The sequence below is a fragment of the Pseudomonas sp. JL23 genome, assembly GCF_056933585.1.
Genome location: NZ_CM167795.1, coordinates 2,611,676 through 2,634,033, shown reverse-complemented (window position 1 = coordinate 2,634,033; position 22,358 = coordinate 2,611,676). Strand labels below are relative to the sequence as shown.

At 61.8% G+C, this 22,358-nt stretch carries 19 protein-coding genes; 11 read left to right on the top strand and 8 right to left on the bottom strand.

The annotated features are described in order from the left end of the window. Positions 1 to 55: 55 nt before the first annotated feature. Both AC1Z24_RS12330 and AC1Z24_RS12325 read right to left on the bottom strand, forming a co-directional pair. Entirely contained in the window at positions 56 to 724 is a 669-nt protein-coding gene (locus AC1Z24_RS12330; protein WP_483745868.1) for a haloacid dehalogenase type II, read from the bottom strand. 440 nt (positions 725 to 1,164) lie between these two features. Continuing rightward, positions 1,165 to 2,637 (bottom strand): aldehyde dehydrogenase family protein, encoded by a 1,473-nt coding sequence (locus AC1Z24_RS12325; protein WP_483745867.1) that lies wholly within the window; start codon positions 2,635 to 2,637, stop codon positions 1,165 to 1,167. A gap of 228 nt (positions 2,638 to 2,865) precedes the next feature. On the opposite strand from AC1Z24_RS12325, the gene AC1Z24_RS12320 reads away from it, so the two are divergent. Continuing rightward, entirely contained in the window at positions 2,866 to 3,723 is an 858-nt protein-coding gene (locus AC1Z24_RS12320; RefSeq protein ID WP_483745866.1) for a GNAT family N-acetyltransferase, read from the top strand. A 24-nt stretch (positions 3,724 to 3,747) separates the two neighbouring features. After that, a complete protein-coding gene (locus AC1Z24_RS12315; protein ID WP_483745865.1) occupies positions 3,748 to 4,461 on the top strand; it encodes a cupin domain-containing protein in 714 nt (237 codons plus the stop codon). A 270-nt stretch (positions 4,462 to 4,731) separates the two neighbouring features. Here the strand turns inward: AC1Z24_RS12315 and AC1Z24_RS12310 are convergent, their stop codons facing one another. Beyond that, positions 4,732 to 6,243: a sensor histidine kinase gene (locus AC1Z24_RS12310; protein ID WP_483745864.1), complete on the bottom strand. Its 1,512-nt coding sequence runs from the start codon at positions 6,241 to 6,243 to the stop codon at positions 4,732 to 4,734. Beyond that, positions 6,240 to 6,956: a response regulator transcription factor gene (locus AC1Z24_RS12305; protein WP_483745863.1), complete on the bottom strand. Its 717-nt coding sequence runs from the start codon at positions 6,954 to 6,956 to the stop codon at positions 6,240 to 6,242. Before AC1Z24_RS12305 ends, AC1Z24_RS12310 begins: the two co-directional genes overlap by 4 nt. 295 nt (positions 6,957 to 7,251) lie before the next feature. Between AC1Z24_RS12305 and msrB the strand changes: the two genes are divergently transcribed. From msrB to msrA, 3 genes are read left to right on the top strand one after another with little or no spacing between them, the layout of a single operon-like run. Continuing rightward, positions 7,252 to 7,767 carry a peptide-methionine (R)-S-oxide reductase MsrB gene (msrB, locus tag AC1Z24_RS12300; protein ID WP_483745862.1) on the top strand — a complete coding sequence of 172 codons (516 nt, stop codon included), beginning with the start codon at positions 7,252 to 7,254 and terminating at the stop codon, positions 7,765 to 7,767. Positions 7,768 to 7,804: 37 nt separating this feature from the next. Then, positions 7,805 to 9,643 carry a cytochrome c biogenesis protein DipZ gene (locus AC1Z24_RS12295; RefSeq protein WP_483745861.1) on the top strand — a complete coding sequence of 613 codons (1,839 nt, stop codon included), beginning with the start codon at positions 7,805 to 7,807 and terminating at the stop codon, positions 9,641 to 9,643. 60 nt (positions 9,644 to 9,703) lie between these two features. Next, on the top strand, positions 9,704 to 10,429 hold the full coding sequence (gene msrA / locus AC1Z24_RS12290) for a peptide-methionine (S)-S-oxide reductase MsrA (RefSeq protein WP_483745860.1): 726 nt from the start codon (positions 9,704 to 9,706) through the stop codon (positions 10,427 to 10,429). 113 nt (positions 10,430 to 10,542) lie between these two features. On the opposite strand, the gene AC1Z24_RS12285 is transcribed toward msrA, so the two are convergent. Both AC1Z24_RS12285 and AC1Z24_RS12280 read right to left on the bottom strand, forming a co-directional pair. Then, positions 10,543 to 10,842, bottom strand: coding sequence for a hypothetical protein (locus tag AC1Z24_RS12285; RefSeq protein WP_483745859.1), 300 nt, complete (start codon positions 10,840 to 10,842; stop codon positions 10,543 to 10,545). Positions 10,843 to 10,998: 156 nt separating this feature from the next. Next, positions 10,999 to 12,255 carry an Nramp family divalent metal transporter gene (locus AC1Z24_RS12280; protein ID WP_483746600.1) on the bottom strand — a complete coding sequence of 419 codons (1,257 nt, stop codon included), beginning with the start codon at positions 12,253 to 12,255 and terminating at the stop codon, positions 10,999 to 11,001. 473 nt (positions 12,256 to 12,728) lie between these two features. Between AC1Z24_RS12280 and AC1Z24_RS12275 the strand changes: the two genes are divergently transcribed. After that, positions 12,729 to 14,141, top strand: coding sequence for an MFS transporter (locus tag AC1Z24_RS12275; protein WP_483745858.1), 1,413 nt, complete (start codon positions 12,729 to 12,731; stop codon positions 14,139 to 14,141). A 3-nt stretch (positions 14,142 to 14,144) separates the two neighbouring features. Here the strand turns inward: AC1Z24_RS12275 and AC1Z24_RS12270 are convergent, their stop codons facing one another. Further along, on the bottom strand, positions 14,145 to 14,369 hold the full coding sequence (locus tag AC1Z24_RS12270; protein WP_259109169.1) for a DUF6555 family protein: 225 nt from the start codon (positions 14,367 to 14,369) through the stop codon (positions 14,145 to 14,147). Positions 14,370 to 14,490: 121 nt separating this feature from the next. Further along, a complete protein-coding gene (norR, locus tag AC1Z24_RS12265) occupies positions 14,491 to 16,044 on the bottom strand; it encodes a nitric oxide reductase transcriptional regulator NorR (RefSeq protein WP_483745857.1) in 1,554 nt (517 codons plus the stop codon). A gap of 249 nt (positions 16,045 to 16,293) precedes the next feature. Here norR and AC1Z24_RS12260 point away from each other — a divergent pair, with 249 nt between their 5' ends. Genes AC1Z24_RS12260 through AC1Z24_RS12240 form a run of 5 tightly spaced genes read left to right on the top strand, consistent with a single transcriptional unit; the run spans position 16,294 to position 22,238 of the window. Next, positions 16,294 to 17,745, top strand: a complete 1,452-nt coding sequence (locus AC1Z24_RS12260) for a UbiA family prenyltransferase (RefSeq protein ID WP_483745856.1) — start codon at positions 16,294 to 16,296, stop codon at positions 17,743 to 17,745. Next, a complete protein-coding gene (locus AC1Z24_RS12255; RefSeq protein WP_483745855.1) occupies positions 17,742 to 19,058 on the top strand; it encodes an FAD-binding oxidoreductase in 1,317 nt (438 codons plus the stop codon). Before AC1Z24_RS12260 ends, AC1Z24_RS12255 begins: the two co-directional genes overlap by 4 nt. Beyond that, a complete protein-coding gene (locus tag AC1Z24_RS12250) occupies positions 19,055 to 19,795 on the top strand; it encodes an SDR family oxidoreductase (RefSeq protein WP_483745854.1) in 741 nt (246 codons plus the stop codon). Before AC1Z24_RS12255 ends, AC1Z24_RS12250 begins: the two co-directional genes overlap by 4 nt. An 11-nt stretch (positions 19,796 to 19,806) precedes the next feature. Further along, the gene (locus AC1Z24_RS12245) at positions 19,807 to 20,772 is read left to right on the top strand and encodes a lysylphosphatidylglycerol synthase transmembrane domain-containing protein (RefSeq protein ID WP_483745853.1); all 966 of its coding nucleotides are present in this window, start codon (positions 19,807 to 19,809) and stop codon (positions 20,770 to 20,772) included. Between the two features lie 56 nt (positions 20,773 to 20,828). Further along, positions 20,829 to 22,238: a protein O-mannosyl-transferase family gene (locus AC1Z24_RS12240; RefSeq protein WP_483745852.1), complete on the top strand. Its 1,410-nt coding sequence runs from the start codon at positions 20,829 to 20,831 to the stop codon at positions 22,236 to 22,238. Positions 22,239 to 22,358 lie beyond the last annotated feature (120 nt).

Sequence of the window (22,358 nt, the reverse complement as noted above, 5' to 3'; positions counted from 1 at the left end):
TTCGTTCCCCTTCGTTGCTCAGTCATGCGGGCCTGGAAAGTGACGGATGGGTTGCTTACAGGCCGACCAGCGCCGCCAGGCCGCCGATGTCCGGAATCTGCCGGTAGCCGTAGAACTCGTTGGCCGGCACTTCATGGCCACGGGCGACGAAGGCCTTGTTCTTGATCTTCATGTCGTGGGCCGAGAACAGGTCGTAGCGGAAGCTCGACGACACATGAAGGATGTCTTCAGGGCCGCAACCGAGGTTGTCGAGCATGAACTCAAACGCGGCCAGGCGTGGCTTGTAGGCTTGAGCCTGTTCTGCGGTGAAAACCTTGTGGAAAGGCGCGCCGAGCTTGTCGACGTTGGACATGATCTGACTGTCGCTGGCGTTGGAGAAAATCACCAGGGGGATCTTGTCGGCGATCTTCGACAGACCTGCCGGTACGTCGGCATGAGGGCCCCAGGTCGGCACAGCGTCGTAGTAGAGCTGGCCTTCTTCGCGGTATTCGACGCCCCAGCGCTTGCAGGTACGGGCCAGGGCGGTCTTGAGGATCTCGTCATAAGGCATCCAGTCACCCATGACCTGATCCAGACGATACGCCGAGAAATCCTTGACGAACTGGTCCATCTGCTCGACAGGCACACGGTCGGCGAACAGCTCGCGGGTCATGGTGCCCATATGGAAGTTGGTCAGCGTACCGTAGCAGTCGAACGTAATGAATTTAGGTCGAAGAAAGCTCATTTTGTGCGGTCCTGAAAGTATGTTTGGGTCATGGTCCGGCGGGCTGCCGGAGCCGTGATTGCAACGCTGCAACACACCTTCATTACAACACCGTGAAATCAGCAGATGGCGTTAAAAGCGCGGGCTGGTTGGTAGAAACAGCCGTTTTGCAGGCCGCCCTCAGCAGACTTTGCGGGGCGCTCCAGCCTTGGGCAAAGCCCTTATTCATGCGCTTTTATGGATCCTTTCGCGGGTTTTTCGCTCAAGGACCGGGGTTTGCGCCGCAGAACCTGCTCCGGCGCGCAATAAAAAACGGGCGCCATCCAGAGGAGGCGCCCGTCGTGTTCAGAAGACTGTCGTTACCGCGAGGCTTGCCCGCGTAAGCCATCGCCCAGATTCAAAAATATATCGGCTGCCCCTGCCCCTTAGCGAGCAAGCCGCGCTGCGACAATGCGACGCTGTCAGGCACCGATATCGATCAGCACGCTCTTGAAGCGCAGGTTGGCCTCGAACGCTTCGCGCCCCAGATCCTTGCCGATGCCCGAGCGCTTGTAGCCGCCGGTGGGCAGGATGTAGTCGTTGCTGCGACCATAGCGGTTGACCCACACCGTGCCCGCTTCCAGCCGGCGAATCAGGCGCAGGGCGCGGTTGAGGTCGGCGGTATGCACGCCTGCGGCCAGGCCATAGGTGTCGTGCCCGGCCAGTTCCAGGGCCTGTTCTTCGTCATCAAAGGCCTGGATGGTCAGTACCGGACCGAAGATTTCTTCCCGCACAGCCGGGTTTTGGCTGTCCACGCCTGTCAACAGGGTTGGTTGGTAATAGGCCCCGCCGAGACCCTCGAACAGCCGGCCACCGGCCAGCACTTCGGCACCGGCCTGGCGTGAGCGCTGAACAATGCCGTCGATGCGACTGGCCTGCAGGCGGGAAATGATCGGCGGCAACGTGCTATCCGGCGCCCAGGTCGGGCCGGGCTTGAGGGCATTGAAGAAGCCCTGCAAGTGCTCGATGAACGGAGCCATAATCGACCGCTGGATAATCAGTCGCGAGCCCGACACGCAGACCTGCCCGGCATTACCGGTAATGGCCAGGGCCACCGTGCGCGCGGTTTTGGCCAGGTCCGGCACATCGGCGAATACCAGCTGCGGGCTCTTGCCACCCAGCTCCAGCGTCACCGGTTTCGGGCCGATCAGCGCACAGGTCGACATGATGCTCGAGCCGGTGGCAGTGGAACCGGTAAAGGTCACTTTCGCCACACGCGGATGACGGCACAAGGCATCGCCAGTCACCCGGCCATCGCCCTGCACCACGTTGAAGATCCCGGCCGGCATGCCCGCCTGCACGGCCAGCTCGGCAAAGCGCAGGCTGGAAAATGGCGTCAGCTCAGACGGTTTGAGCACCACGGCGTTACCCGCCGCCAGGGCCGGAGCGACTTTCCATGAGGCCATGCTCAGGGGGAAATTCCACGGTGCTATGGCGGCGATGACACCGTAGGGTTCAGCGATCTGCATGCCCAGGCGGTCGCTCTGGGTCGCGGCCACTTCGCCACCATGCTTGTCCGCCAGTTCGGCGAAGAAACGAATGCCTTCGGCGACATAAGGAATGTCCCAGGCCAGCACATCCTTGTGCGGTCGCGTCGAGCCCACGGCTTCCAGCGGTGCCAGAACCTGGCCGTCGGCTTCGATCAGGTCAGCCCAGCGGCGCATCACCCGAGCGCGCTCGCGCGGTGGTCGACTGGCCCAGTCACTGGTCCTGAAGGCCTGCCAGGCGTTGCTCACGGCCTCGTCCACCAGGTCGGCATCGGCGATCGGCAGTCCGGCATAGACCTGGCCATCGGATGGCCGCGAGACCTCCATGGCAGCTTGAGCATCCCGGTATTTCCCGGCAATGAAATGAGCGCCGCGCACCGCGACAAGACGAGGATCGAAGCTATCCATGAAGGACTCCAGCCAGTGAAAAGCGAGGCCTCCATGCTAGAAAAAATCCCCAAGCATTTGCTGCCGACCTTGCCGGGAAATTAAGCAGTTACTGTGGTCGTGGCAGCGGTGAATTGGCGAATCTACCGAATCGCTGCGCGCCCCTTGCCAGCCTTTTCAGCAGGTGGGATACAGCACTCCAGTGCAAGAACCTTAAAGCCTGTGCATGCCTTTGAATGGAGACCCGCCATGTCGGTTTCGCAACCTCCCGCTTATGTCTATCGCCCCATGACTGCTGATGACGTCGGCAACGCTCACGGCCTTTCGGTGGCCCTGAAATGGCCGCACCGCCTGGAAGACTGGGCCATGCTGCAACGCGTCGCCCAAGGCTTCGTCGCTGAAGACAATGGCAGACTGATCGGCAGCTCGTTCGCCTGTCATCAGGGTGAGTTCTCCACCATCGGCCTGGTCATCGTCAGCGATGACTATCAAGGCAAAGGTATCGGCCGTCGCTTGATGGATCTGGCGTTGGCTACCGTTGCGCCAGGGACCGCCATTCTCAATGCCACCCAGGCCGGTGCGCCGCTCTACGAGAAGATGGGCTTCAAGGCCTTCGGTGAAATCCAGCAGCGCCAGGGCCAGGCACCCTCGCTGCTGCCCCTGCCACTGAAAGCAGGCAACCATTGCCGCAACCTGACCGACGCCGACAGCGCGCGTCTGATCGAACTCGCCAATGCCGGCAGTGGCCTGGATCGCAGCAATGTCCTTGCCGATGTCCTGCCGGGCATCGAGCGCGGTATCGGTATCGAGCGCGATGGCCTGCTGCGCGCCTTTGCCCTGCTGCGCCCGTTTGGTCGTGGCCTGTGCATCGGCCCCGTACTGGCCGAGAACGCCGATCAGGCCCGGCACATGATCGAAGAACTGTTGAGCAAGGTGCCCTACGCCTTTGTCCGCATCGATATTCCGGCTGACTGCGGCCTGGCGCACTGGCTGGAAGACATCGGCCTCAAGCGCGTCGACAGCGTCACCCCGATGAGCCTTGGCCCAGTGCCTGCGGCCGCAGATGGCGTGCAGCAGTTTGCCCTGGTCACCCAGGCCATCGGCTGATTCATTTTTCCGGAGAGATTGCCCATGTCCCAAGCCACCGTCCTGCTGCTGGCCCGTGCCGATAACAGCCCCGTAGACACCCCGTTCAGCCAGGGCCGTCTGAGTGCCCGCGATCCATTCGCCGAGCAGCGCCAAACCGCCTTTATCGACGATCAGGGCATCGCTGCCGGGATCGTCCGGACCAGCGGTGCATTGACGCTCAAGGATTACCCCTATACCGAGATGCTGGTGGTGCACCGTGGCCTGGTCACCCTGACCACTGCCGAGCGCAGCATCAGCCTCGAACCGGGCCAGAGCGCGGTGATCGGTCGCGGCACCGCCGTGCAGCTCAATGCCCAGCACGACAGCCTGTGGGCATTCTGCGCCGCGACCCAGGCCAGCGGCCCGGACAAATCCGCCGTCGCTCTGATCGATCATCGCGCCGTCCTGGCGCCCTCGGCCGCACCGGAAGAGGCGATCCTGATCGGCCCGACGCCGCAGTGCCGCGCCAATAATATTTTCGAAGACACCGCCAGCCCGCTGCGCATCGGCGTCTGGGACTCTACGCCCTACGCGCGCCACGCCCGGGCGCACAAGGTCCACGAACTGATGCACCTGCTCGAAGGTGAAGTCGAGCTGAGCGTGAACAATGCCCCAAGCCTGCTGGTCAAGCCCGGCGACACGGTGTTCCTGCCCCAGGGCACACCGTGCGCCTGGACCAGCAAGGTGTATGTACGCAAGTACTACGTGGTCAATTGAGCGAAGGGCTGATCAGAAAACGATCACCCCTGCCCAGACCTTGCTCCCTGTGCCCTGCATAAAGTTATCCACAGACATGTCCACGTATTTCGTGGACAACCTTGGATGATAACCTGCTGAATTGCTGTGGTTTATGGGGCAGCATCGCAATATTGAATACACGCTGCCTGTGGGACCGGCTTTAGCCGGGAAGGCGTATCAAGGTCAGGGATATGAATCGAATGTACCGACCTCTTCCCGGCTAAAGCCGGTCCCACAACAATCAACAACTCATTTCAAATTCTGCACCAGGGTATTGGCCAACGCCTCCTCCACCGGCAAGGCAAACTGAAAGGTCGCGCCCTGCCCTTCGATATCCAGCAGCTCAATCTTCAGGCCGTGCAGTTGCAGAATGCGGTGGCAGATGCGCAAGCCCAGCCCGCCATCACGGCGCGCGCCACCGATATTGAACGGGCGCAGGAATACGCTTTCGCGCAATTGCGGAGCGATGCCGGGGCCGCTGTCGCTGACCGTGACGTCAACGTAACGCCCCTGGAGCGCCAGGGCCACGCGCACGTCACCGCCCACCGGGGTATGGCGCAGGGCGTTGTCCAGCAGGTTGGTCAGCACTCGCTCGATGAGGCCGAGGTCGGCGAACACCCCCGGCACCGAGGGTGCGAACAGCGGGGTGAGGCTTATGGAGCGGGCTTCGGCGGTCAGTTCGAATTTCTGGAACACGTCCTGAACCAGATCGGTCAGGAAAAACCGTTCCAGCACCGGCTCGACGAATCCATGCTCCAGACGCACCAGCTCCAGCAGCGACTGAGCCAGACCACCGACCTTGCGGCTCTGATCCAGGGCAATGCCCAAATAGCGGCGGCGCTCTTCGGCGGTCAGGGAAGCGTCCTTCATCGACAGTACTTCCAGATAGCCGTGCAACGAGGCCAGGGGCGTGCGCAGGTCGTGGGAAATATTGGCCACCAGTTCGCGGCGTTCCTGATCCTGGCGGGTCAGGCTGCGCCACTGCTCGTTTAAGCGGCCCTGCATCTGGCGGAAGGCACCATCGAGCACGGCGATTTCATCCTGACTGGCGTCCTTGGCCACGGGCTCCGTACGGCTCGGTGGCGCTGTCGGCGCGGGTGCGGGAACGCCATCGATATCGAAGGCTGCGACCGATTCGGTCAGGCGCCGCAGTGGCCGGGTGATCAGGCGAAAGGCCGTGAGGCCGGCGACCAGACAGAGCAAGGCAATCAAGGCGATGGACCATAGCGCCGTGTTCAGCGCCTCACTGGTGGCGCCGCGTTCGGCCAGTCGGTCATGGGCTTCCCCCAGCAGCACCACGTAGAGGAAGCCTGCCGGTTGCCCGGCGACCATCAGCGGCGCGGCGCTGAACACCTTGCGCGCCGTGGCGCTGCGCGGGTCATCGCCAAGGATCGGCAATGGCTCGTCGGCAAACAGACGCCGTAGCGGCGCCAGGTCAACCCGGTCGCGGAGCAGACGATCCTTGGGGGCGGCATCACCGACGATGCGCCCTTCCTTGTCGAGCAGATACACCTCGACGCTGGGGTTGACGAGCATCAACTGACTGAACAGCTCGCGCACGGCGTCGGGCTTCAGACCGTTGGCGTCCATCAGCTGAGTATCCCGGGCGATATGCCGGGCCAGGTCCCGAGACAGGCCCTGCACCACTTCCAGCTCATGCATGCGGCTGGAACGCACCTGCAACCACACCGAGGTGCCGCAGCACACCAGCAGCAACAGGGCGAAGACTACGGACAGGCGTTGGCTCAGGGTCAGGCTCACGAGGTCTCTCCCACCATGGCGAACTTGTAGCCCCGACCCCAGACCGTGAGGATACGCAGGGGCTGCGCAGGATCGGCCTCGATCTTGGCACGCAGGCGATTGATATGGGTGTTGACCGTGTGCTCATAACCTTCGTGGTTGTAGCCCCAGACCGAGTTGAGCAGGTCCAGGCGCGAGAACACCTTGCCCGGTTCACGGGCGAAGAAATACAGCAGGTCGAATTCCCGTGGCGTGAGCTCAAGCAGGCGGCCGTCGAGCTTGACCTCACGGGTCACCGGATTGATGAACAGCCCGTCGTGGGCCAGGCTGCCGTTATCCAGATGCAGGTTGCGGCTCATGGCATCGACCCGGCGCAGCAACGCCTTGACCCGCGCCACCAGTTCCATCATCGAGAAGGGTTTGGCCAGGTAATCGTCGGCGCCCAGCTCCAGGCCCAGGATGCGGTGCATCTCGCTGGAACGGGCACTGGTGATGATGATCGGCGTATAGCGCGTCATGGCCCGGGCCCGACGGCAGATCTCCAGGCCGTCGACGCCTGGCAGCATCAGATCGAGGATCAACGCATCCCAACCGCCCTGCTCCAAAAGCCGCAGGCCTTCGTTGCCGTCGGCGCTGTGGACCACCTCGAAGTGCTCGTCACGCAGATGCAGCACGATCAGGTCGGCGATATGTCGGTCGTCTTCGACGACGAGGACGCGTTTGGGGGAATCCATTTGTCATTTACCTCTTGGTCGATCACTTCACGGCCTGATTGAAACCGGATCGTGTGGGAGCGAGGCTTGCCCGCGAAGAGGCCGGTACATCCGATAGATATTTCGGGGTTGAAGTATCGTATTCGCGGGCAAGCCTCGCTTCCACCTGCTCAGTGGTGGCTTTTTCGATGACGCATTGTGCGGCCTTTCCCACCACCGAGTTATCACGAATTGTTTAACTCTGCGTGAGGATTTGACGATCCGCCAGCCCTTAACCTGCCCTCATTGAAGTTGAGCAGGCAAAGCGGAGGTCGGCATGCTTTCACGTAGACAATTTATCTGGATCGGCGGCAGCGTCGGGGTTGCGGCGCTGGCGGGCAGTCTGCTGCCGTCCCTGGCCAACAGCGCAAGCCAGGTGCCGCAGGATTCGGGCGTGGGCACCTTCGAAGTGAGCCACGATGATGCCCAGTGGCGCGGGCTGCTCAGCGCCGATCAGTATCAAGTGCTGCGCCATGAAAATACCGAGCGTCCTTACAGCAGCCCGCTGAATGCCGAGCACCGCGATGGCACCTTTGCCTGCGCCGGTTGCCAGCTGCAGCTGTTTTCCTCCGCGACCAAGTTCGACAGTCATACCGGCTGGCCGAGCTTCTGGCAGCCGCTGGATCAGGCGGTGGCCGTGCGCACCGACACCTCCTTTGGCGTGTTGCGCAAGGAAGTCCACTGCCGTCGTTGCGGCGGGCATCTGGGCCATGTGTTCACCGACGGCCCGAAACCCACCGGCCTGCGCTATTGCATGAACGGCGTCGCCATGAACTTTGACCCGGCGGCCTGATCGCCTTCCTCTCTGACCTTTTCCCAGGACGAGTCCTATGTTGCTGCTGATCCTTGCTTATCTGGGCGGTGTGCTGACCATCGTCAGCCCCTGCATCCTGCCGGTCTTGCCGTTTGTCTTTGCCCGTACCGGGCAGCCCTTCGTGCGCAGCGGCCTGCCGTTGCTGGCGGGCATGGCCCTGACCTTCGCCCTGGTCGCCTCCCTGGCGGCGGTGGGTGGTGGTTGGGTGGTGCAGCTCAATCAATACGGTCGCGGCCTGGCCCTGGTGTTCGTCGCGTTGTTCGGCCTGACCCTGCTGCTGCCGAAACTGGCCGAACGCCTGACCCGGCCCCTGGTTGCCGCAGGCAGTCGCCTGTCGGAAGCGGCAGGCAACGATGCCCGGCCACGTCCTGGCGCCTCGTTCCTGATCGGCGTCGCCACGGGCCTGTTGTGGGCGCCGTGCGCCGGGCCGATTCTGGGTCTGGTACTGACTGGCGCTGCCCTGCAGGGTGCCAGCATCGGCACGACCCTGTTGCTGCTGGCGTATGCCGCAGGTGCCGCGACGTCCCTGGCCGTCGCCCTGCTGCTGGGTGGCAAAGTCTTCGCCGCGATGAAACGCTCCATCGGCGCCGGTGAGTGGATGCGCCGGGTGCTTGGCGGCGCCATGCTCGCCGGGGTTGCGGCCATCGCCCTGGGTCTGGATACGGGCATTCTGGCGCGCTTTTCCAGCGGCTCTACGGGCAGTCTGGAGCAGGCGCTGGTGGGCAAACTGGCTGGGGACAAGCGTGGCGACGCGATGATGGCGCAGAACAGTGGAGCCATGATGGCGCAAGATTCCGCGGCCATGAAAGCTCAAGACAATGCCTCCGGCGCAATGGTGGCGTCGTCGGCCATGATGATGAAAGCGGTGGACAAACAACCGGCCAGTCTGCCCGTGGAAGGTCAGTTGCCCTCCCTCGACGGTGCCGTGCAATGGCTGAACTCCGCGCCCCTGAGCGCCGCCCAGCTCAAGGGCAAAGTGGTGCTGGTGGATTTCTGGACCTACTCCTGCATCAACTGCCTGCGCACCCTGCCCTACGTCAAGACCTGGGCCGAGAAGTATCACGATCAGGGCCTGGTGGTGATTGGCGTGCATGCGCCGGAATTTGCCTTCGAGCGTGACGTCAACAACGTCACCAAGGCGATGCGCGACCTGGGCATCAATTACCCGGTCGCCCTGGACAATGACTACAAGATCTGGCGCTCCTTCGATAATCAGTACTGGCCCGCCCACTATTTCGCCGACGCCCAGGGCCGCATCCGCTATCACCACTTCGGCGAAGGCGCCTATGCCGAGTCCGAGCAGGTCATCCAGCAACTGTTGCGCGAAGCCGGCGCTGGCAAGGTGGTCAGTGATGTGATCGATATCAACGGCCAGGGCGTGCAACAGGCCGCCGACCTGCGCGATGTACGTTCGCCGGAAACCTATGTCGGCTACGAGCGTGCCGCCCAGTTCGCCTCCCCTGGCGGCGCCCGGCCGGATCAATTGGCACCGTACCAGTTGCCGGGCAAACCGGCGTTGAACGACTGGGGTCTGGAAGGCCAATGGAATATCGGCTCGGAACAGGCGTCTCTCAACAGCGCGACCGGCAAGATTGCCTATCGCTTCCACGCCCGTGATCTGCACCTGGTACTGGGACCGGCTGCGGACGGCAAGCCGGTGCGCTTCATGGTCACGGTCGACGGCAAGGCGCCCGGCGCCGCCCACGGCATGGACGTGGCGCCTGATGGCAGCGGCCAGGTCAAGGAACAACGGCTGTATCAACTGCTGCGCCAACCCGGCGACGTCGCCGATCATACCTTCACCATTGAATTCCTCGATGCTGGTGTCGCGGCCTACGCCTTTACTTTCGGCTGATCGAAGCCAATCATCGGCACCTGAAAGACGGGTGCCGCTTTGCAGATTCAGGAGACTTCCATGAACCACGACACGACTGTTTCCCCCTTCAACTGGCGCCGCGGCCTGCTGAGCATCGGCACTGGTCTGCTCTTGCTGCAAACCGCCGCCTGTTCCTTTGCCGGCTCCGAAGATGCCGTCGTCATTGCCCCGCCCGTGCAGGATGAAGTGGTCAGCAACGGCGGCGAAGAGACAGCGGTGTTTGCCGGTGGCTGTTTCTGGGGTGTGCAGGGCGTGTTCCAACACGTCAAGGGCGTGAAGAATGCGGTGTCCGGCTATACCGGGGGGGCGGCCACTACCGCGCAGTACGAGCAGGTCGGCGACGGCAATAGCGGCCATGCCGAATCGGTACAGGTGACCTTCGACCCGAGCCAGGTCAGCTACGGCAAGCTGTTGCAGATCTTCTTCTCGGTGGCCCACAACCCTACCGAACTGAATCGTCAGGGCCCGGACAGCGGCACGCAATACCGCTCGGCGCTATTCCCGCAAAGCCCGGCCCAGGAGAAAGTCGCCCAGGCTTATATCGCCCAGCTCGACGCCGCGCACTCGTTCAGCCAGCCGATCGTGACCAGGGTGGAAACCGGCAAGAGTTTCTACCCGGCCGAGTCCTACCACCAGAACTTCCTGACCCTGCACCCGAACCATCCGTACATCGTGGTCAACGACCTGCCCAAGGTCGACCAGTTGCACAAACTGTTTGACGGGCAGTACAGCAATGAGCCGGTGTTGGTGAAAAACACGTTGTAAACGATAAACGCAACTGTTCGGTGGGACCGGCTTTAGCCGGGAAGACGATCTTCGAGGTCCTGGACAGGCATCGAATGTACTGTGACCTCTTCCCGGCTAAAGCCGGTCCCACATTAAGCCCGTGTTTGTTTGTATACACGCTGGTCAAGACACTGAGCCTTGTTCAGCATCGCGATGTTGTCGTCCAGTGCCGCCTGGCGCCGGGCGATTTCCGCCCGTGCCGCTTCGATCCGCAGGCGGCCGTGCTCGATGGCCTGCTCCCGTGAGGCGAACAGGCAATCAGGCAGATACCACTTTCCCTTGACGGTACGCTCGTGTTGCCCGGAGCCCGTGGTGCCCACCAGCTCCACCTTGACCACGGCGAAGGTGCGGGTCAGCAACCAGGCGGTGTAGGGGTAAATACGCCCTGACATATCGGGCCTCCCAGTCGTTGCGTGAACAGTCGGCGGCCGCTGCCAGCGGCGCCGTCGAGGTCTCCATGATAACTATCGCTATATACAAAACAATATAGCGATGACCGAAAGATGCTCTGGCCCGCTGGCCGGGCCGTAGAAACAACGATTGAAAGGTCAGCTAATCCAGAAGAACAGCAACGCCAGGTTCGCCGCCGAAATCAGCCCGAACAGGCTCCAGGCCAGGATCCGCACCCAGGCGCTATTGACGAATGGCCCCATCAGTTCGCGGTCGCTGGTAAAGCGGATCAGCGGCCAAAGTGCGAACGGCAGCTGCAGGCTGAGCACCACCTGGCTGAGGACCAGCATCTTGCCCACCGCGCCATCGCCGAGCCAGATCACCCCGATCAGCGCCGGAATCAGGGCCAGGGCGCGAGTAATCAAGCGGCGTTGCCAGCACGGTATCCTGGCGTGGAGGAAACCCTCGAGCACCACCTGCCCGGCGATGGTTCCGGTAAAGGTCGAGCTCTGCCCCGCCGCCAGCAATGCCACGCCGAACAGCACACTGGCCAGGGTCCCGCCTACCAGTGGGTCGAGCAGATGGTAAGCGTCTTCGATTTCCACCACGTCGGCATGGCCACTGTGATGGAAAGCCGCAGCCGCAAGGATCAGGATCGCCGCGTTGATCAACAGGGCAATGCTCAGCGAGCCCAGGGTGTCGAAACGGGCGAAGCGGATGGCGCTGGCCTTGCTCGCCTGATCGCTGCCATTGACCCGGGTCTGCACCACCGAGGAATGCAGGTACAGGTTATGGGGCATGACCGTGGCGCCGAGGATGCCGATGGCGATATACAGCGGCTCCTGCTGGCTGAGCACGTCCCAGCTGGGTTTAAGGCCAGCGGCGACGTCCGGCCAGAACGGCTTGATCAGGATCAGCTCCACCGTGAAACACGATGCGATGGTGACAATCAGGCCGAGAATAATGGCTTCCAGACGGCGGAAATTGGCGCCCTGCAAAGCCAGCACAATGATGGTATCGAAGGCGGTCAGGGCCACGCCCACCGGAATGGACACTCCCAGCAACAAGTGAAAGGCCAGGGCTGCGCCGAGGACTTCGGCAAGGTCCGTGGCAAGGATCGACAGCTCCGCCAACAACCATTGTCCCTTGGCCACTTGCGGGCTGTAGCGCGATGCCGACAGTTGCGCCAGATCGCGCCCGGTTGCAATGCCCAGGCGCGAACAGAGATTCTGCAAAACCATGCCCGACAGGCTGGCCAACACCACCACAAACAACAACGAATAGCCGAACCGTGAACCGGCCTCAATGGCCGTCGCCCAGTTGCCGGGGTCCATATAGCCGATGGAAACCATCAGGCCAGGGCCAATAAACAACAGCATTTTGCGCAGCAACGACGCGTTGGCCGGAATGGCAATGCTGTCGGTGACGGCGGAGGGGCAGAACGGCGCGGTAGCGGTGGTGGGCAGTTTGTACTTCACGGGAACCCGGCGGGCAGAGGATTAAAGGAAGCATCTTAAAGATTCGTGACATGCCTTGATACATCATTGATTTCGAAGGAGGTCACTGATCATCCATGAGCAGGCCCTCTACCTCTTATCAACCACAACGCAATTTCCTAACGTGGAATGACTTGTGGGAGCAGGCTTGCCTGCGAAGAAGCCCCTTCAGACACTAAAGATGCGTCGTCCAAGCCGACGCATTCGCAGGCAAGCCTGCTCCTACATTCAGCTGCCGCTGTCCAGGGCATGAGCAGCAGATAATTTCTATAAATTATTTCTTAGGGCAATAAATCATCGAGATTCCCGTTACATCAGCCCAATCCAGCAATTGCGACAAAATGTAAAAAAGCTACCATAGAGCCATCCCCACGGTTCTGGAACATCTCCCCATGGTTTCGCTCTCTCCCGCTGCCGACGGCATTGACCTTTCGCGTGCGGCCCAGGTTTCGGCGCGCATCGACCGCCTGCCTGCGGTCGCGACTCTGTGGCGCCTGGTGGCGCTGTTGTCCATTGGCGGCTTTTTCGAGCTGTATGACCTGTTCCAGACCGCCTATATCAGCCCCGGCCTGATTCGCGACGGCATTTTTGCCACCGGCAACCTAGGGGTGTTCGGTTTCTCCGATCAAGCCGCTTTCGCCTCGGCCACCTTCCTTGGCCTGTTTCTCGGCGCCAGCCTGCTCAGCCCGATTGCCGACAGCTTCGGCCGCCGCGCGATCTTCACCTTTGCCCTGATCTGGTACACCGTCGCCACGGTATTGATGGGCGTACAGAGTTCAGCCCTGGGCATTATCTGCATGCGCTTTCTGGTCGGCATTGGCCTTGGCATCGAGCTGGTGACCATTGACACCTACCTGTCGGAACTGGTGCCCAAACGCATGCGCAGTTCGGCTTTTGCCTTTGCCTTTTTCGTGCAATTTCTTTCCGTACCCGCCGTCGCGCTGATGTCCTGGTGGCTGGTACCTCAGGCGCCGTTCGGCTATTCCGGATGGCGTTGGGTGGTGATTGCCAGTGCGGTATTCGCCCTGTTTGTCTGGTGGTTACGTGCGCGTCTGCCAGAGTCGCCACGCTGGCTGGCGCAGCAGGGACGCTTCGCCGAGGCCGAGGGCATTCTCGACCGGCTTGAAGCCCGCTGCGTAAAAGAGCACGGCCAAGCCCTGGAAACCCCGGTGCCGGAAGCCGTGAGCGTCGAAGGCCAAGGCCGCTTCGCTGATATCTGGCAAGCGCCCTATCGCCGCCGCGCCTTGATGCTGATCGTGTTCCATGTTTTCCAGGCCATCGGTTTCTTTGGCTTTGGTAACTGGCTGCCCGCCCTGCTTTCGGGTCAGGGTGTCAGCGTCACCCACAGCCTGGGCTATGCCTTCGTGATTACTCTGGCGTACCCCTTGGGGCCGTTGCTGTTCGTGCGTTATGCCAACCGTTTCGAAAACAAATGGCAGATCGTCGGGTCGGCGCTGGGCACCATGATTTTCGGCAGCCTGTTTGCCTTTCAGACCACCGCCACGGGCCTGATCGTCTGCGGGGTGATGATCACGTTCTGCAACGCCTGGTTGAGCTTTGCCTATCACTCGTACCAGAGCGAGCTGTTCCCGACCAATATCCGTGCCCGTGCGGTGGGTTTCTGTTACTCGTTCAGCCGTCTTTCAACCGTGTTCAGCAGTCTGCTGATTGGCTTTTTCCTTGACCATTTCGGAACGCCGGGGGTGCTGACGTTTATCGTCTGCAGCATGTTGATCGTGATGATCACCATCGGCCGCTTCGGCCCCCGCACGCGCAATCTGGCCCTGGAAAATATCGCTCACTAAGCCTCAGGCCTGAGTCCATTCAACATTGGTTACGCCGAAATGTTCGGCATAAGGTTTAGTGACACGGGGCACTTTCTCGGTGCGGTACTTGGGTATGCGGCCCAGTCCCGCATCGATACTGGCGTGATGCCACGCCTCACTGTTATCCATATGTTGAGCACTGATATAGAACGACTTGAACGCACCGTTTAATAAGTAATCAATGCGGTAGTGTTTGCTCTGGGACATCTGCGTTGCGCCTCCATTAGTGGCATCCTTGGAATTACAACGGACCGGCGGGCAATAAAAAAAATTCAGTCTTTTTCAAAGTCGGCAGACCAATAGCATCTGCCGACTTGAATAACCGCGCTCAGCGAATCCCCAGGCGCTTGGCCAGTCGGCTGAGATTGGCTCGATCCACACTCAGCTCCCGGGCAACTTGCGCCCATTTGCCTTGATGCCGAACCAGGGCGTCGTCGATGAGGACTTTCTGGTAGTGGTCAACAGCGCTTTTCAGGCTCTCGCCCTGGTTGACCGACACGGGTCTGTCCTGCCCGATCTGCGGCTCGCTGGTGGGTTGTTCCTGCGCAAGATCCAGGGCGGCGGCTTCGATGGTGAGGATGCGCGGGCGCTCTCCGTGCCCGGCCAGGGACTTGAGCACGGCGCGGCTGATCAGGTGCTCCAGTTCGCGGACATTGCCGGGCCATGAGTAGCCGACCAGCAGTTTCTGCGCCTCGGGGTTGAGACGCAGGCTGCGCAGGCCCATGCGTGCGCGGTTTTCTTCGAGGAAGAAACCCGCCAGCAGCAGGACATCTCTGCCGCGCTCGCGCAGTGGCGGAACACGCAGGGGATACACACTCAAACGGTGGTACAGATCAGCGCGAAAACGCCCGGCGCGTACTTCCTCGGCCAGATCGCGGTTGGTGGCGGCAATGATGCGTACATCGACGTGATGTTCCTGATCAGAGCCGACCCGCTGCAACTGGCCGCTTTGCAGCACCCGCAGCAGCTTGGCTTGAACCGGCAGCGGCAGCTCGCCAACTTCATCGAGAAACAGCGTACCGCCGGCCGCCAACTCGAATTTGCCACTGCGCCCGCTGACCGCACCGGAGAACGCGCCTTTGACGTGACCGAACAGTTCGCTTTCCACCAACAGCTCCGGCAAGGCCGCGCAGTTGAGGCTGATCAGCGGTTTCTGCGCCCGTGGCGACTGGCGGTGAATGGCTTCGGCCACCAGCTCCTTGCCGCAACCGGTCTCGCCGGTGATCAACACGGTCAGGGGACTGTTGCCGACCAGCTGGATTTCTTCTTGCAGGCGTTTGTGTATCGGGCTTTGGCCGATCAGTTCACGGGGGTTGCGACCGCCGGCAGCACGTTTATAGATTTCCGCGAGCTGGCGCTGGTCCTCGAAATTGCGCGCCAGCTGCTGGATACGTTCGCTGGCCATCACCGTGGCCGCCGCCAGGCTGGCAAAGGCTTGCAGGTTATCCAGGTCCGCCTGGCCGAAGCTGGTCGGGTCAAGGGAGTCGAGGGTGATCAGGCCCCAGAGCTTGTCCTGCACGTACAGGGGGCAGCCCAGGCAGTCATGGACTTCAAGATGCCCGGCCAGGCCCTGGACCAGGCCGTCGTAGGGATCCGGCAGTTCGCAGTCGCTGGCAAAGCGCGTCGGCCCGAGGTTTTCCATGATGATCTTCAGGCGCGGATGCTCATCGACCTTGAAGCGCCGCCCCAGGGTATCCGGGCTGAGCCCCTCCACCGAGAGCGGCACCAGCACGCCACCTTCCAGCTTGAGCAGGGCCACGGCATCACTGGGCAGCAACTGGCGCAGCGAACTCAGCAGGCGTCGATAGCGCTCATCGTCCGGCAACTCACGGGACAGGTCGGCCACCAGGGGCACCAGGGCGGTCAGCAAGGGGTGTGTCATTACGACTCCGGGCAACGACTATGCAAGGGGTCATTATGACCCTGATCACAGACCGCGTGAACGGATAATCTGCCTGCAGACGACGGACTATCGACTGCATATTGTTAATCAATTGAAACAGCAAAAACGTCGACATTTCTGACGCCAGCCCACCGACGAACAAGTTGCAGGGCTATTGATTTTATTGAGATGGAGAATTCGCAGTTACGTTACATAGTGCGCCTGTCCCCCCGGCCGGAGTGCTGATCAATGCCCAGAATTCAGGGAAGAGTTCTCGAAACTTACCCACCCTTAGTTGTCGATCTCGACGGCACCTTATTGCGCTCTGACTTGTTGCTGGAAACAACAATGGCATTCGTTCGAAGCCATCCCATGCAACTTTTCAAACTGTTTGGGTGGCTGATCCACGGCAAGGCGGCACTCAAGCAAGGTCTGGCCCTGGCCACTCAGCTCGACGTTACGGTATTGCCGTACGACCCGGCCGTCATCGAGCTGATCGAGACCGAGCGAGCCAGTGGCCGCATGATCATCCTCGCCACTGCCGCCCACGACAGCCTGGCCCGACGGATTGCCGAGCACTTGCAATTGTTCGATCTGGTCTGGGCTTCCGACGCTGAACGCAATCTGTCGGCGGACAACAAGCGCGATGTGCTGGTGGCGCATTACGGTGAGGGCGGCTTCGACTACATGGGCAATTCCCGGGATGACCTGAGCGTCTGGCAGGCATCGCGCAAGGCCATAGTGGTCAACCCCGAAGCCGGTGTGCAAAGTCGCGCCCAGGCCCTGGGTAATGTCGAGCAGGTAATCGAGTCCAACACTGCCAGTCTCAAGGACTGGCGCAAGGCCCTGCGCCTGCACCAATGGATGAAGAACGCGCTGATTTTCGTGCCATTGCTGGCAGCGCATCAGCTCAATCAGCCGCTGCAAATGCTGAACGGCCTGCTTGCCTTCCTGTTTTTCGGCCTGTGCGCCTCCAGCGTGTACATCCTCAACGACTTGCTGGACCTCACCGACGACCGTCATCACCAGAGCAAACGCAACCGACCGTTCGCCAGCGGGCGCCTGTCGATCAGATCCGGGCTGGTGCTGGTGCCGCTTTTGCTGCTCGGTGCCTTCGGCGGCGCCGCGCTGCTCCTACCCTGGCAGTTCTGCGCCGTGCTGGGGGCCTATTATCTGCTGACGCTGGCATATTCGTTGTCGCTGAAACGGCAAATGACCCTCGACGTGATCGTCCTCGCAGCGCTCTACACCTCACGCATCCTCGCCGGTGCCGCCGCCTTCAACCTGCCGCTGACGTTCTGGATCCTGGCCTTTTCCATGTTCATGTTCCTCAGCCTGGCGCTGGTCAAGCGCTATGCGGAACTGCGCGAAGCCCGGCTCAAGGACCTCAAGGACAAGACCCGCGGTCGCGGTTACTACCCCGCCGATCTGGACATGATCGCCTCCCTCGGCGCCACTTCCGGGCATCTGGCGGTCATGGTCCTGGCGCTCTATATCCACGAAGGCACCACGGTAGCGCTGTACAGCCATCCCCACGTGATCTGGCTGGCCTGCCCGCTGCTGCTGTTCTGGATCACCCGGGTGTGGATGCTGACCCATCGCGGACAGATGAATGACGACCCGGTGGTGTTCGCCATTCGTGACCGGGTCAGCCAGTTGATCGGTGCGTTGTTCGCCCTGGTGTTCTGGATCGCCGCATGAATACCGACCTGCATTCGTGGGGGCGCTACCCCCTGGCCGCGCAACAGGGCCATGCCTGTCCGTGGATCGACGACCTCAGCGGCCATGTCAGCCGGGTGATCCGGGATCACGGCAGCAGCCTGCCCTATGGCAATGGCCGCAGCTACGGTGACAGTTGCCTGGCCGCCAGCGATCAGGTGCTGCAGATGCGCAGCCTGGACCGCTTTATCCGCGCCGACTGGATAAACGGCACAATCCGCGTCGAGGCCGGCATCACCCTGGCCGAGGTCCTCGCGGCGGCGATTCCCCATGGCTGGTTTCTGCCAGTGACTCCCGGTACACGCTTCGCCACCATCGGCGGTGCCATCGCCAACGACGTACATGGCAAAAACCATCACCTGCGCGGCACTTTCGGCCGCCATGTATTGCGCTTTGGCCTGCTGCGTAACGGCGAACCGGCGCGCATCTGTTCGGCGCTGGAAAATCCGCAGCTGTTCGCCGCGAGTATCGGCGGCCTGGGCCTGACCGGGGTGATCAACTGGGCCGACCTGCAACTGATGCCGATCCAGGCCAGTCAGATCGATACCCAGGTGGTGCGCTTCGCCAACCTGGCGGAGTTCTTCAGCCTGTCCGCTGAACTGGATCATTTGCACGAGTACAGCGTGGCCTGGGTCGACTGCCTGGCCAAGGGCAGCGAAACCGGCCGTGGCGTATTCATCGTCGGCGATCATGCCCGCTATGGCAGCCTCGACGTCTGCCATGAGCGCTCGCTGAGCGTGCCTTTTACTCCGCCCTTCTCGCTGATCAATCGTCTGTCGCTACAGACCTTCAACACCCTGTACTGGCACGCCCACCCGGCCAAATCCAGCCAGCAGCGCAGCGCCTATGAGCCGTTCTTCTATCCGCTGGATCGGCTGCAGCACTGGAATCGCATCTATGGCCCGAGGGGTTTCCAGCAGTACCAATGTGTGATTCCCGAGGCAGCTGCCGAAGTTGCCATGGCCGAACTGCTGGGGACCATTGCCGACACCGGCCAGGGTTCGTTTCTGGCGGTGCTAAAGCGCTGCGGCGACATGACCTCGCCGGGGTTGCTGTCGTTTCCGCTGCCAGGCACTTCCCTGGCCCTGGACTTCCCGCAGCACGCTGACCTCACCCACAGCCTGTTTCCGCGCCTGGACGCCATTGTGCGAGCGGCAGGCGGCCGACTGTACCCGGCCAAGGATGCCCATATGAGTGGCAGCGATTTTCGCCAGGCCTACCCCGCCTGGGAGCAACTGGAAGCGCTGCGCGACCCTTCCCTGATGTCCCGCTTCTGGAAACGAGTGATCCTATGAAACGAGTCCTGATCATTGGCGCCACTTCGGCCATTGCCACCGCCTGCGCCCGCCTGTGGGCCGCCGAAGGCAGTGATTTTTTCCTGGTCGCACGCCAGGCCGAAAAACTGGAAATCACCGCCGCCGACCTCAAGGGTCGCGGTGCGAAAAAGGTGGTCGGACACAGCATGGACGCCACCGATATCGCCGCTTACCCGCAGATGCTCGCCCAGTGTCTGCAAGCCCTGGGGCAGATCGATGTGGCGCTGATCGCCCATGGCACCCTGCCCGATCAGAAAGCCTGCGAGCAGGATGTCGACTTGGCCATGCAGGCGTTTGCCATCAACGGCACGTCGGTGATTGCCCTGCTGACGGTACTGGCCAGGCAGTTCGAAACCCAGCGCTGCGGCACCCTGGCGGTGATTTCTTCGGTGGCAGGTGATCGCGGGCGCCCCTCCAACTACCTGTATGGCGCGGCCAAGGCGGCGGTCACGACCTTTAGCGAAGGCTTGCAGGCGCGGCTGTTCAAGGTCGGCGTGCATGTGCTGACGATCAAACCCGGCTTTGTCGATACGCCCATGACCCGCGGCCTGAACTTGCCGGCGGCGCTGGTGGCGCAACCGGCCCAGGTCGCCGAACGGATTGTCCATGGTATTACCCACAAGGTGCCGAGCCTCTATGCGCCGGGGTTCTGGGCCTTGATCATGCTGGTGATCCGCGCCATTCCACAGCCGCTATTCAAGAGGTTGAACCTGTGAGCGAGGCATCGGTGAACAAAAGCCTTAGCCTGTCCGGCTGGCGTTACCGCGCCGTGGTGCTTTCCGTGGTGGCGTCGGCTCTTGGTTATCTGGGATTTTCCCTGTGGGGCGGCTGGCAGGCGGTCAGCAACGCCATTGGCGAAGTCGGCCTGATCGGGATTGTGATTGCCCTGGGCATGTCATCGCTGAACTATGCCCTGCGCTTCATCCGCTGGCAGATCTACCTCAATGTGCTCGGCCACCGCCTGCCCTGGCGACCAAGCCTGAATATCTACCTGGCCGGCTTTGCCCTGACCACGACCCCCGGCAAGGCCGGCGAAGCCCTGCGTGGGGTGCTGCTAAAGACTTGGAATGTGCCCTACCCCCAAAGTTTTGCGGCATTTTTCAGCGAGCGCCTGTCGGACCTGTTCGCCGTGGTACTACTGGCGTTGTTCGGTCTGTCCCTGTACCCGGCGGCGCAAACCATGGTGGTCGCGGGCGTGGCGTTGATCGTCATGGCCTTGCTGATGCTCTCCCAACGGCGCCTGCTTGAGCGTCTGGCCCAGGCCAGTGCCCATGGGGAAAGCCGCCTGCATCGGCTGTCCGGGCATCTGTTGGAGGTGTTGTTGCAGGCGCAACACTGCCATCGCCTCAAGCTGCTGCCCGGCGTGACCCTGCTCAGCGTGCTGGCCTGGGGCGCCGAGGCTCTGGCGTTTCACTGGATCCTCGGCTGGATGGGCGCCGATATCAGCCTGACCTTTGCCGTGTTCGTCTATGCCTTGGCCATGCTCGCCGGGGCCATCAGCTTCATGCCCGGCGGCTTGGGTGGTGCCGAGGCAGTGATGGTCGCGCTGCTGATGTGGAAAGGCATGGCCAGCGCCGATGCGATTGCCGCCACCGTGCTGATTCGCCTGGCGACCCTGTGGTTTGCCGTCGGCATCGGCGCGTTGATGCTGCTGCGCATCAGGAGCACCGGGCAAACGGAGGAGAAGATTTGAGATTTTATCGATTGAGCGCAGCCAGGACGGTTGCGACACGGCATAGGAGCGAAAGTATGACCCAGACCCTGCGCATGGCCCTGCTGTTGCTGGCGGCGGCCGTCGTCGCCAGCTTTGTCGCCTCCAGCGGCCCGATCCAGTGGATGGACAACGGCGCATTCCTCGCTGACGCGACTCAAGGCCATTACCTCAGCGAGAGCCTGGGGCCGTTGGAGCACCCGCTTTATCAGTTCTTCAACAGTCTGTTCTATGCCCTGTTCGGCTCCTGGCTGCTGAGCCTGCTCAATTCGATCCTGCTGCTGCCCATGGCCTGGTTGATCTACCTGCTGGCCCTGAATGTCGGCGCAGACCGCCGCCTGGCCCTGCTGGCAGCAGCGGCGGCAGTACTGTCCCATGCCGTGTTCTGGATCTCGACCAAGACCGAGGTCTACATCTTTCACTCACTGTTCGTGTTGCTGGCGTACTGGATTCACCTGGACCGGCAATCGCGACTGAGCAGCCTGAAAAAACTCTTTCTGATCGGCCTGGTCACCGGCTTGGGCGCTTCGGTGCATCAACTGACCTTCGTGGTCCTGTTGCCGCTGTATATCCAACTACTGGCACGCTACAAAAGCCGGATCCTGATCACCCTGCCCGGCTTCGCCCTGGGTTTTGCCCTGGCCTGGCCGGCGATTGCCCACGACCTTGGCGATGGCCTTAACCTGATCGACATCGCCCGACGCTATATGACCGGCACCACCGCCAAAGCCAGTGGGTGGCAAGGCAGCCTGTTTCGCTTCGACGATATGTGGCACGAGAAGAACTCGGTGTTCCTGTTGCTGTTGTCGCTGCTGGGCCCGCAACTGCTGGGCTTGATCATGTTTCCCGGCGACAGCCGGCAACGGCTGCTGTGGAGCGCGGCGGTGCTGAACTTTGTCTTCGCGGTGTCCTACAACGTCACCGACCGATTTACCTTCTTCCTGCCCGGCGTGCAGTTGCTGTGCATCCTCGGCATCCTGCGCCTGCACAGCCTGCTGCCGACAGACCGCCAGGGCAGCGCGCTGCTGCATCTGTCGGTGCTGACTTCGCCGGTGGTATTGCTGCTGGTGTATACGCTTTACAGCTGGGGGGCGATCCGTTTGCCCAGCCATACCGAGCCGCTGCCGGTGCGCAACGATATCCACTATTTTATGGTGCCCTACCTGCCGGATCGTTCAGCAGAAAGCTTTATCCGCGCCTACGCCACGACCATTCCCGAAGGCGCGCTGATCCTCGCCGACTGGACCCCCATGGGCGCCCTGCGCTCGGCCCAGGCCAGCGGCGAGCTGCGCGGGCGCAGCCTGTTGCAGTGTGATGAGGCCGGCAATATCGACCCCTACCTGCAAGGCCCCGGCGCCTGGCTGGTGCGCACCAGCTATTGCGCCATGGTCGGCGAACGCTATGCCCTGGAGCAGCGGGCGCTGGGGTATGTGTTGCATAAAAAATAGGCCGGATTATCGCGAGCCAACGCTCTCGCACAATAAACATGCCCCTGTAGGAGCTGCCGAAGGCTGCGATCAGCGGTGCATCAGATAAATCCCATCGCAGCCTTCGGCATCGCCTACAAC